The 12,715-nt window shown below is 74.1% G+C and carries 2 protein-coding genes; both read left to right on the top strand.

The genetic code is table 11. From position 1 onward, the window contains the following. Complete coding sequence (locus tag AWC03_RS00740; protein ID WP_085238609.1) at window positions 1-6,375, top strand: type I polyketide synthase; 6,375 nt, start codon at window positions 1-3, stop codon at window positions 6,373-6,375. 7 nt (window positions 6,376-6,382) lie between these two features. Beyond that, a complete protein-coding gene (locus AWC03_RS00745) occupies window positions 6,383-12,715 on the top strand; it encodes an SDR family NAD(P)-dependent oxidoreductase (protein ID WP_420845631.1) in 6,333 nt (2,110 codons plus the stop codon).

The following is a 12,715-nucleotide window of genomic DNA, read 5'->3' on the forward strand; positions in this document are numbered from 1 at the left end:
ATGAACAGCGATTCCGATGAGCTGGTCAAGGCCCTCCGTGCGGCGCTCAAGGACAACGAGCGGCTGAAGCGGGAGGCCAGCGAATACCTCGCCGCGGCAACCGAACCCGTGGCGGTGGTCGGGATGGGGTGCCGGTATCCGGGCGGTGTGGATTCGCCGGAGGCCCTGTGGCAGATGGTGGTCGAGGGCCGCGATGTGGTCTCGGACTTCCCGGCGGACCGCGGCTGGAACCTGGCGGGCCTGTTCGATCCCGACCCCGACGCGGTGGGGAAGTCCTACGCCCGCTGCGGGGGCTTCCTGGCCGACGTGGCCGACTTCGACGCCGCGTTCTTTTCCATCGCGCCCAGCGAGGCGCTGGCCATGGACCCGCAGCAACGCCTGCTGCTGGAGGTGTCCTGGGAGGCGCTGGAGCGGGCCGGGATCGACCCCGCCGATCTGCGCGGTTCGGCGACGGGGGTGTTCGCCGGGATCTTCCACGGCTCCTACGGCGGCCAGGGCCGGGTGCCCGGACACCTGGAGCGCTACGGGCTGCGCGGCTCGACGCTGAGCGTGGCGTCGGGCCGGGTGGCCTACTCGCTGGGGCTGGAGGGCCCGGCCGTGTCGGTGGACACGGCCTGCTCGTCGTCGTTGGTGGCCCTGCACCTGGCGGCGCGGTCGCTGCGCGCCGGCGAGTGCGACCTGGCGCTGGCCGGCGGCGTGACGGTGATGGCCACCCCGGCGATGTTCATCGAGTTCAGCCGGCAGCGGGCGCTGGCCGCCGACGGGCGGTGCAAGGCGTACGCCGGTGCCGCCGACGGCACCGGCTTCTCCGAGGGCGTCGGCGTGCTGGTGCTGGAACGGCTGTCCGACGCGCGCCGGTTGGGGCATCAGGTGCTGGCGCTGCTGCGCGGGTCGGCGGTCAATCAGGACGGCGCCTCCAACGGGCTGGCGACGCCCAACGGGCCCTCGCAGCAGCGGGTGATCCGGGCCGCGCTGGCCGACGCGCGCCTGCGCGCCGCGGACGTGGATCTGGTGGAAGGGCACGGGACGGGCACCACCCTCGGGGATCCGATTGAGGCGCAAGCGGTTTTGGCCACCTACGGGCAGGACCGGCCGGCGGACCGGCCGCTGTGGCTGGGGTCGATCAAGTCCAACATGGGCCACACCTCGGCGGCGGCCGGCGCCGGCGGGGTGATCAAGATGGTGCAGGCGGTCCGGCACGGGCTGATGCCCAAGACACTGCACGTGGATGTGCCCACACCGCACGTGGATTGGTCGGCGGGCGCGGTGTCGCTGCTGACCGAGGCGCGGGAGTGGCCCGCGCAGGACCGGCCGCGCCGCGCCGGGGTGTCGTCGTTCGGGATCAGCGGCACCAATGCGCACGTCATCGTCGAGCAACCACCGCTGGAGTCCGAAAGCCCCGCGCCGGCCGGCGATGACGCGCCCGCGCCGTGGGTGCTGTCGGCCCGCTCGGCCGACGCGCTGGCCAACCAGGCGTCCCGGCTGCTGGCGCGGCTGCACGCAGAACCGGGTCTGCGGGTGGTCGACGTGGCCTGGTCGCTGGTGTCGACGCGGTCGCTGTTCGAGCACCGGGCCGTGCTGGTCGGGGACCGCGAGCGCCTGCTAACGGAGCTGGCCGGCCTGGCTGACCTCGCCGCCGGCGCGCCGGGGGCGGGCGCGGTGGTGGGCCGGGCGCAACCGGTGGGCAAGACGGTGTTCGTGTTTCCCGGGCAGGGCTCGCAATGGGTCGGCATGGGATCCGAATTACTCGACACCTCACCGGTTTTCGCCGAACACCTGCAGCGCTGCGAGAAGGCGCTCGCCGAACACGTGGACTGGTCCCTGGTCGACGTCATCCGCGGGGCGCCCGGCGCGCCCGGGCTGGACCGGGTGGACGTGGTGCAGCCGGCCCTGTGGGCGGTGATGGTGTCGCTGGCGGAGTTGTGGCGCTCGCTGGGCGTGGTTCCCGATGCGGTGATCGGTCATTCGCAGGGCGAGATCGCGGCGGCCTGTGTCGCGGGGTCGCTGTCCCTGGAGGACGCCGCCAGGGTGGTGGCGCTGCGCAGCCGGCTGTTGGTGGGGCTGTCGGGCGCGGGCGGCATGGTGTCGCTGGCCTGCGGCCTGGGCCGGGCCGAAGAGCTGATCGCCGCGTTCGGCGATCGGCTGAATGTCGCTGCGGTCAACGGTGTTTCCGCGGTGGTGGTGTCCGGTGAGGTGGAGGCGCTCGACGAGTTGATCCGGCGCTGTGAGGGCGGCGACGTGCGGGCCCGCAGGATCGACGTCGACTACGCCTCCCACTCCCGGCACGTCGACGCGATCCGCGCCGCGCTGACCGAGGCGCTGGCCGGAATCGAGCCGCGGTCGTCCTCGGTCACGCTGTTCTCCACCGTGACCGGCGAGCCGCTGGACACCGCGGGACTCGACGCCGACTACTGGTTCCGCAGCATCCGGCAGACGGTCCAGTTCGAGCGGGCGGTGCGCAACGCGTGCGGCGCCGGGTACGGGGTGTTCGTCGAATCCAGCCCGCACCCCGTGCTGCTCGCCGCCGTCGAGGAGACGCTGGCCGATTGCGGTCGGGACGCGGTGGTGGTCCCCTCCCTGGGCCGCGACGACGGTTCGCTGCACCGGTTCTGGCTTTCGGCGGGTCAGGCCCACGTGGCCGGGGTGCCGGTGGACTGGCGGGCCGCCCTCGCCGGCCTGGGTGGGCGGCGCGTGGATTTGCCGACGTATGGCTTTGCGCGGCAACGGTTTTGGCTGCCAGGCGGGGCCACTGGATCGGGAGACGTGGCCAGCCTGGGGCTGGCGGGCGCGCGGCACGCGCTGCTGGGCGCGGTGGTGGCGCGGCCCGACTCCGGCGGGGTGGTCCTGACGGGCCGGCTGTCGACGGCCGCGCAGCCGTGGCTGGCCGACCACGCGGTGGGCGGCACGGTGTTGTTCCCCGGCGCGGGGTTCGTGGAGCTGGCCGTCCGCGCCGGCGACGAAGTCGGGTGCGGCGTCCTCGAGGAGTTGACGCTGTCCGCCCCGCTGGTGTTGCCGCCCGCGGACGGGGTGCAGGTGCAGGTGGTGGTCGGCGGGGCCACCGAGTCGGGTCGGCGCGAGGTGTCGGTGTATGCGGCCGGGGCGCAGTCGGAGTGGGTGCTGCACGCCCAGGGCCTGTTGGGCGCGGCGGCCGTGGCGCCGGCCGTGGACATGTCGGTGTGGCCGCCGGTGGGGGCCACTCCGGTGGAGGTGGGCGACGCGTACGCGCGGCTGGCGGAGCGCGGCTATGAGTACGGCCGGGCGTTCCGCGGCCTGCGGGCGATGTGGCGGCGGGGCGACGAGATCTTCGCCGACGTCGCCCTGCCGGACGACGCGGGCGCGTCGGACGGTGGCTTCGGCATACACCCGGTGTTGCTCGACGCGGCGCTGCACGCGATCGGCGTGGCCGCCGGGCCGGGCCAGACCGTCCTGCCGTTCTCCTGGCAGGGGGTGTCGCTGCACGCGGCCGGCGCATCGCGGGCGCGGGTCCGGATAGCGCCGTCCGGCGCGGGAGCGGTGTCGGTGGAATTGGCCGACGGCTCCGGGCTGCCGGTGTTGTCGGTGCGCTCGCTGGCGATGCGTCCGGTGTCCGCCGAGCAGTTGTCGCTCGCGGCGGCGCCCGCCGAGGGCCTGTTCGAGGTGGCGTGGTCGCCGATATCCCTGAGCGGCAACGCCTTCGACCCCGACGTCACGGTGTGGGAGCCGGGCGGGCACGGCGGCGACATGGTGCGCTCGGTGCACGCGGCCACGACCGGGGCGCTGGTCGCGCTGCAATCGTGGCTGGGCGAGGCCGGCTCCCCGGTGGTGGCCGTGCAGACCCGCGGCGCGGTGGCGCTCCCCGGCGAGGACGTCACGGACCTGGCCGGCGCGGCGGTATGGGGCCTGGTGCGCTCGGCCCAGGCCGAGCATCCGGGCCGGGTGGTGCTGATCGACTCCGACGGATCGCTGGACCCGCGGGCGGTGATCGGCTGCGGGGAGCCGCAACTGGCGGTCCGCGACGGCGTGGCGTACGCGGCCCGGATGCGGCCGGTGCGCAGGGGGTCGGTGCTCCGGCTGCCGCCCGGGGGCTGGCGGCTGGATGCCGGCGCCGGGGGCACGCTGGAGGACCTGGTGGTGAGCCCGTGCCCGCCGGCGGAGCTGGAGCCCGGCCAGGTCCGGGTGGCGGTGGCCGCGGTCGGGGTGAACTTCCGCGACGTGCTGGTCGCCCTGGGCATGTATCCGGGCGGTGGCCGGCTGGGGGCCGAGGGCTCGGGTGTGGTCGTCGAGGCCGGTCCCGGCGTGACGGGGCTGGCCGTCGGTGACGCGGTGATGGGGCTGCTCGGGGTGGTCGGGTCGGAAGCCGTGGTCGATCAGCGAATGGTGACCCCGGTGCCGCAGGGCTGGTCGCTGGTGACGGCGGCGGGCGTGCCGGTGGTGTTCCTCACCGCGCTCTACGGGCTGTCGGAGTTGGCGGGCCTGCGCGCCGGCGAGCGGGTGCTGGTGCACACCGCCACCGGCGGGGTGGGGATGGCCGCGGTCCAGCTGGCCCGGCACTGGGGTGCGGAGGTGTTCGCCACCGCGAGCCGCGGCAAATGGGACACCTTGCGCGCGATGGGATTCGACGACGACCACATCGGCGACTCGCGGACGCTGGAGTTCGAGCAGAGGTTCTCGGCGGCCACCGGCGGGGCCGGTGTCGATGTGGTGCTCAATTCCCTGGCGGGTGAGTTCACCGACGCGTCGCTGCGGCTGCTGGCCCCCGGCGGGCGCTTCATCGAGATGGGCAAGACCGACGTCCGCGATCCGCACGACGTCGCCGAGCGGTATCGGGGCGCCCGGTATCGCGCCTTCGACCTGATGGAGGTGGGCGCGGACCGCACCGCCGCGATGCTGGCCGAAATCGTGCGACTGCTGCGCGAGGGCGCGGTGAAACCGCTGCCGCTGAAGGCCTTCGACGTCCGCTGCGCCTCGGCGGCGTACCGGTTCGTCAGCCAGGCCCGGCACATCGGCAAGGTCGCGCTCACCCTGCCGTCCGGGCCCGGCGCGGTGCTCAGTGGGTGTGGCGGGCTGGCCGGCGGCAGCGTGGTGATCACCGGCGGTACCGGCATGGCCGGCTCGGCGCTGGCCCGGCACCTCGTCGACCGGTATCGCGTGGCCCACGTGGTGCTGGCCAGCCGCGCGGGCGCCGGGGCTCCGGGGATCGCGGAGTTGGTCGATGGCCTGCAGGAGGCGGGCGCCCGGGTGTCGGTGGTGGCCTGCGATGTCGCGGACCGCGAGGCGGTCGCGGCGATGCTGGCGCAGATACCGCGGGAGTATCCGCTGCGGGCGGTGGTGCACGCGGCCGGCATTCTCGATGACGGACTGGTGTTGTCGCTGACCCCGGATCGGGTGGATGCGGTGTTGCGGGCCAAGGTCGACGGGGCCTGGCACCTGCACGAGCTGACCCGCGAGCAGGATCTGTCGGCGTTCGTGGTGTTCTCGTCGATGGCCGGGATCGTGGGCACCCCGGGCCAGGCCAACTACGCCGCGGCCAACAGCTTCCTCGACGGGCTGGTCGCGTTCCGGCGCGCACACGGGCTGCCGGGTCTGTCGCTGGCCTGGGGCCTGTGGGAGCAGGCGTCGGCGATGACGGCCCACCTCGGCGAGCGCGACAAGGCCCGGATGAGCCGGCTCGGGATCGCACCGCTGTCCACCGAGCAGGCGCTGGAGTCGTTCGACGCCGCCATGCTGGTCGAGGCGCCGGTGCTGATGGCCGCCCGCGTGGATCGGGTCGCCTTGTCCGACAACGCCGCCGCGCTGCCCCCGCTGCTGAGCGAGCTGGGCGCGCGCACCACCCGCCGCGTCATCGACGATGTGGACACCACCGCCCTGACGACCGGTCTCACGGCGCGCCTGCACGGCCTGGCCCCCGAGGCGCGACAGCGGGAGCTGGTCGACCTGGTCTGCGGCAACGCGGCGACGGTGCTGGGGCTGCCGAACCCCGCCGACATCAACGCGGGCCGCGCGTTCGGTGACCTCGGTTTCGATTCGCTCACCGCCGTCGAGCTGCGCAACCGGCTCAAAACCGCTACGGGGCTTACGCTTTCGCCCACGCTGATCTTCGACTACCCGACGCCGTCGGTGCTGGCGGAGCACCTCGACGGCCAGCTGGCCGCCGGCTCGGGCGAGCAGCCTGACCTGATGGCGCGCTTCACCGACATCACCCGCGAACTGCAGGCGCTGCTCGCTCGGCCCGGCTGGGACGCGGGCGACAAATCGGCGCTGCGGGCCCGGCTGCACAACCTGCTCACCGCCCTGGACCCCGACGATCACCCCGACCCCGAAGGCCTGGACGCCGACCTCGATGCCGCCACCGAAAGCCAACTCTTTGCCATCCTCGATGAAGAACTCGGCCGCTGAGACCACGATGCCGGACACCTCGCAGCACGTCGACTACCTGAAGCGCCTGACGGCGGATCTCAGGCGGGCGCGCCGACGCGTCGCGGAACTGGAAGGCAAGCTGTCCGAACCGATCGCGGTGGTCGGCATGGCGTGCCGCTACGCGGGCGGGGTCGATTCGCCGGAAGCCCTGTGGCAGTTGGTCGATGAGGGCCGCGACACGGTGTCGGACTTTCCGGCGGACCGGGGCTGGGATGTCGAGGGGCTCTACGACCCGGATCCCGACGCCGCGGGCAAGATGTACACCCGGCAGGGCAGCTTCCTGCGCGACGCGGCCGAATTCGACGCCGGCTTCTTCGGGGTCGGCCCCAGCGAGGCCCTGGCGATGGATCCTCAGCAGCGGTTGATGCTGGAGATGTCGTGGGAAGCGTTGGAGCGGGCGGGGATTGACCCGCTCGCGCTGCGCGGCTCGGCGACCGGAGTGTTCGCCGGTGTCATCCACGCCGGTTACGGCGGCGAGGTGAAGGGCGAGCTGGAGGGCTACGGGCTGACCGGTTCGACCCTGAGCGTGGCCTCGGGCCGGGTGTCCTATGTGTTGGGTCTGGAAGGCCCCGCGGTGTCGGTGGACACGGCGTGTTCGTCGTCGTTGGTGGCGATGCACCTGGCCGCGCAGTCGCTGCGCTCGGGGGAGTGCGATCTGGCGCTGGCCGGCGGCGTCACGGTGATGGCCACGCCCGCCGCGTTCGTCGAGTTCAGCCGGCAGCGGGCGCTGGCGCCGGACGGCCGGTGCAAGGTGTACGCCGGCGCCGCGGACGGCACGTCGTGGTCGGAGGGCGGGGGCGTCCTGGTGCTGGAGCGACTGGCCGACGCGCGGCGGCTGGGGCATCCGGTGCTCGCGGTGCTGGCCGGCTCGGCGGTGAACCAGGACGGCGCCTCCAACGGTCTGACCGCGCCCAACGGGCCGTCCCAGCAGCGGGTGATCCGCACCGCGCTGGCCAACGCCGGGTTGACCGCCGCGGACGTCGACGTGGTCGAAGGCCACGGCACGGGCACGGTGTTGGGCGACCCCATCGAGGCCCAGGCCCTGTTGGCGACGTACGGGCAGGACCGGCCGGCGGACCGGCCGCTGTGGCTGGGCTCGATCAAATCCAACATCGGTCACACGTCGGCCGCGGCCGGGGTGGCCGGGGTGATCAAGATGGTGCAGGCCATGCGGCACGGGGTGATGCCCAGGACGCTGCACGTGGATGTGCCGTCGCCGCATGTGGACTGGTCGGCGGGCGCGGTGTCGCTGTTGACCGAGCCCCGGCCGTGGCCGGCGCGCGACGGCCGGCGCCTGGCGGGCGTGTCGTCGTTCGGGATCAGCGGAACCAACGCCCACGTGATCGTCGAGCAGCCCCCCGCGGAGCCCGCAGCCGTTGTGGCGGAGGGTGATTCGCCCGAAGCGGTGGTGGCGTGGGTGGTCTCGGCCCGGTCGGCCGACGCGCTGGCGGCGCAGGCCGCGCGGCTGTCGGCCCACCTGGACGCCGAGCCGGGGCTGCGCCCGGTGGACGTGGGCTGGTCACTGGCCACCACCCGGGCGGCCCTGGAGCACCGCGCGGTGCTGGTGGGCGCCGACCGCGAGACGCTGCTGGCGGGGCTCGCGGGCGTGGCGTCCGGGGAGCCCGGCGCGGGTGTGGCGGTCGGGCGCACCCGCGCGGTCGGTAAGCGGGTGTTCGTCTTTCCCGGTCAGGGCGCGCAGCGGCTCGGGATGGGACGCGAACTGTATCGACGCTTCCCGGTGTTCGCCGAGGCGTTCGACGAGGCGGTGGCGGCGGTGGACGCCCACGCGCGGCTGCCGCTGCGCGACGTGATGTGGGGCGGCGACCCGGAGTTGTTGCAGAGCACGGAGTTCGCCCAGCCGGCGTTGTTCGCGCTGGAGGTCGCCCTGGCGGCGCTGTGGCGGTCCTGGGGTGTGACACCCGATGTGGTGATCGGCCACTCGGTCGGCGAGATCGCCGCGGCCTGCGTGGCCGGGGTGCTCTCGCTGCAGGACGCGGCGCGGGTGGTGGCGGCCCGTGGCCGGCTGATGGCGGCACTGCCGGACGGCGGGGTGATGGTGGCGGTGACCGCCGCCGAGGCCGAGGTCGCGCCGCTGCTGAACGGCGGCGTGAGCATCGCGGCGGTCAACGGCCCGGACGCGGTGGTGCTGTCCGGCGACCGGGCCGCGGTGACGGCCGTGGCGGATCGGCTGGCCGACCGCGGGCGGCGGGTGCGGCAACTGGCCGTCTCGCACGCCTTCCACTCGCCGCTGATGGAGCCAATGATCGCGGAGTTCTCCGCGGTGGTGGCCGCGGTGTCGCCCCGCGCGCCGCGAATCGACTTGGTGTCCAACGTGACCGGGCAACTGGCCGGGCCCGGGTACGGGTCCGCCGACTATTGGGTCGAGCACGTGCGCCGGCCGGTGCGGTTCGTCGACGGCGTGCGGTGCGCCGAAGCGCTGGGCGCCGGCGCGTTCCTGGAGGTGGGACCGGGCGCGGCGCTGACGGCCGCGGTGGAGGAGTCCTTGGCGGCCGAGCCGGCCGTGTCGGCGGTGTCGATGCCCAAGGACCGCCCCGAGGTCGATTCGGTGCTGCTGGCGGCCGGGCGGTTGTTCGCCTCCGGCGCCGACGTCGGCTGGGCCGCGGCGTTCGCCGGCCTGGCTGCCGGCCGGGTCGACCTGCCGACGTACGCCTTTGCGCGGCGCAGGTTTTGGTTGTCGACCGAGTCGGTGGGTGCCCGGGACACCGCCGGCCTGGGCCTGGTCCCGGCCGAGCACGCCCTGTTGGGCGCGGTGGTGCAGCGCCCCGATTCGGGCGGCGTGGTGCTGACGGGCCGGCTCTCGACCGCGGCCCAGCCGTGGCTGGCCGATCACGCGGTGACCGGGACGGTGTTGTTCCCCGGCGCCGGGTTCGTGGAGCTGACGCTGCGGGCCGGCGACGAGGTCGGCTGCCCGGTGATCGAGGAGCTCACGCTGTCGGCCCCGTTGCCGCTGCCGGCCGCCGGCGCGGTGCGCGTGCAGGTGGTGGTCGACGCGGCCGGCGACACCGGATCCCGGGCCGTCGCGGTGTATTCGCAGGCCGGCGCGGAGTGGACGCTGCACGCCCAGGGCGTGTTGAGCGAAGGCACACCCGCACCGGAGGCGGACCTGTCGGTGTGGCCGCCCATCGGGGCGACCGCGGCCGACGTGACCGGCGCCTACGACGATCTGGCGGCGCGCGGCTACGGGTACGGCCCGGCCTTCCGCGGGCTGCGCAGGGTGTGGCGCCGGGGCGCCGAGACCTTCGCCGAGGTGGAGGCCCCGCAGCAGGCCGGGGTGACGGTGGGCGGCTTCGGGATTCACCCGGTGGTGCTGGACGCCGCCCTGCATGCCCTGGCGGTCGCCGGCGAGCGGGGCCAAACCGTCCTGCCGTTCTCGTGGCAAGGCGTGTGCCTGCATGCGGCCGGGGCGTCGCGGGTCCGGGTGCGGCTGGCCCCGGCGGGCGAGGGCGCCGTCTCGGTCGAACTGGCCGATTCGTCGGGCGTGCCGGTGCTGTCGGTGCGCGAGCTGGTGACGCGTCCGGTCTCGGCCGCGCAGCTGTCGGCGGCCGTGGCGGCGCGATCCGGCGGCGGTGAACTGCTGGAGGCCGTGTGGTCCCCGATCACGTTGCCGGACAACGACTTCGGGGCGGAACCCGAGGTGTGGCGGCTGCCGGTGGACGCTGCGGGGGTAGTCGGGTCGGTGTACAGCGCCGCCCATGAGGCGCTGCGGGAGTTGCAGTCCCGGGCCGAGGGCGCCCCGCCGCTGGTGGTGCTGACCCGCGGGGCGGTCGCGCTGCCCGGCGAGGACGTGTCGGATCTGGCCGGCGCGGCGGTGTGGGGGCTGGTGCGGTCGGCACAGGCCGAGCAGCCGGGCCAGGTGGTGCTGGTCGACTCCGACGGGTCGCTCGACCTCGGGTCCGTGATCGGCTGCGGCGAGCCGCAATTGGTGGTACGCGAGGGCGTCGCCTACGGCGCCCGGCTCAAGCCGCTCAAGGCGCAGCCGGTGTTGCAGTTGCCCGAGCCACCGTCGGTCTGGCGGCTGGCCGCCGGCGACGCCGGCACGCTGGAGGACCTGGCGGTGCAGTCCGCCCCGCCGGCCGAACTCGCCGCCGGTCAGGTGCGGGTGGCGGTGGCGGCGGCCGGGGTGAACTTCCGCGACGTGTTGGTGGCCCTGGGCATGTACCCGGGCGCGGCGCAGCTGGGCGCCGAGGGCGCCGGGGTGGTGACCGAGATCGGGCCCGGCATCACCGATGTGGCCGTGGGCGACCCGGTCATGGGGATTCTGGGCCTGACGGGGTCGGAGGCCGTCGTCGATCGGCGGCTGGTGACGCGGGTGCCGCCCGACTGGTCGTTCACCGACGCCGCGGGCGTGCCGGTGGTGTTCCTCACGGCGTACTACGGGTTGTCGGTCCTGGGCGGCCTGCGGGCCGGCGAGCGGGTGCTGGTGCACGCCGGAGCCGGCGGGGTCGGCATGGCCGCCGTGCAGCTGGCCCGGCACTGGGGCGCCGAGGTTTTCGCCACCGCCAGCCGCGGCAAGTGGGACACCCTGCGCGCCATGGGTCTCGACGAGGAACACATCGCGGATTCGCGGACGCTGGAGTTCGAGGGCGAGTTCTCCATCGCGACGGGCGGCGCCGGGATGGACGTGGTGCTCAATTCGCTCGCCGGCGAGTTCACCGATGCCTCGCTACGGCTGCTGGTCCCCGGTGGGCGCTTCATCGAGATGGGCAAGACGGACCTGCGCGACCCGGAGGCCCTCACCGGCGTCCGATACCGCGCGTTCGACCTGATGGAGGCCGGACCGGACCGCATCGCCGAGATGCTGTCCGAGTTGATGCGATTGTTCGCCGACGGGACGCTGAAGCCGTTGCCGGTCAAGGTGTTTGACGTGCGGCGCGCCGCCGACGCCTACCGGTTCGTCAGCCAGGCCCGCCACATCGGCAAGGTCGTGCTCACCATGCCCGACGGGCCCGCCGGGCTGGGCGGTGGCACCGTGCTGATCACCGGCGGGACGGGCATGGCGGGCGCGGCGGTGGCTCGTCACCTGGTCGACCGCCACCGGGTGCCGCACGTGATGTTGGTCAGCCGCAGCGGCGAGCTGGCCGACGGGATGTCCGGGCTGGTCGCCGAGCTGCGCGACGCCGGGGCCCGGGTGTCGGTGGTGGCCTGCGACGTCGCCGATCGCGACGCCGTGGCGGGGGTGCTGGCACAGGTGCCCGCGCAGCTGCCGCTGCGCGGGGTGTTCCATGCCGCTGGCGTGCTGGACGACGCGGTGATCGCGTCGCTGACCCCGGAGCGCATCGACACGGTGTTGCGGTCCAAGGTCGACGGCGCGTGGCACCTGCATGAGCTGACCCGGGGGCTGGATCTGGCGGCGTTCGTGGTGTTTTCGTCGATGGCGGGGATCGTCGGCGCGCCGGGTCAGGGCAACTACGCGGCGGCCAACAGCTTCCTCGACGGCCTGGCGGCCTACCGCCGGGCCCACCGGTTGCCCGGCCTGTCCATCGCCTGGGGGATGTGGGAGCAGGCGTCGGCCATGACCCAGCACCTCGGCGACCGCGACAGGGCCCGGATGAGCCGCGCCGGGCTCGCCCCGCTGTCCACCCGCCAGGCGCTCGACCTGCTCGACACCGCGCTGCTGGCCGAGCCCCCCGTCGTGGTGGCCACCCGGCTCGACACCGCCGCGCTGGCGCATGCCGGCGCCGCGCTGCCGCCGCTGTTGCGCCAGTTGGCATCTCGGCCGGCCCGGCGCGTCCTCGACCCGACCGACATGGTGTCGTTGACGGGCCTGCGGGCGCGGCTGGACGGCCTGGCCCCCGAGCAGCGGCGCCGCGAGCTGGTGGAGCTGGTGTGCGGCAACGCCGCCACCGTGTTGGGTCACAGCACCGCCGACGTCGACGCCGAGCAGGCCTTCGCCGATCTGGGCTTCGACTCGCTGACCGCCGTGGAGCTGCGCAACAGGCTCAAAATAGCGACCGGACTGACCCTTTCGCCCACGCTGATCTTCGATCACCCGACGCCGGCGGCGCTGGCCGAGCATCTCGACGCGCAGCTGTCCACCGGGACGAACGGCGAGCCGCCGGATCGCATGGCCCGCTTCGACGACGTGCTCCGCGAGATGCAGGCGCTGCTCGGCCAATCCGACTGGAGCCCCGGCGACAAAGCGCAGCTCGCCGCCCGGCTGGAGGGCCTGCTGACCGGCCTGACCGGTCCCGCGCCCGTGCCGTACCCCGAACATCCCGACGATCCGTTCGACGACGACATCGCCACCGCCACCGAGAGCCAGCTCTTCGCCATCCTCGACGACGAGATGGGCCCTTAG

The sequence above is a fragment of the Mycobacterium europaeum genome (assembly GCF_002102155.1).
Classification (GTDB): domain Bacteria; phylum Actinomycetota; class Actinomycetes; order Mycobacteriales; family Mycobacteriaceae; genus Mycobacterium; species Mycobacterium europaeum.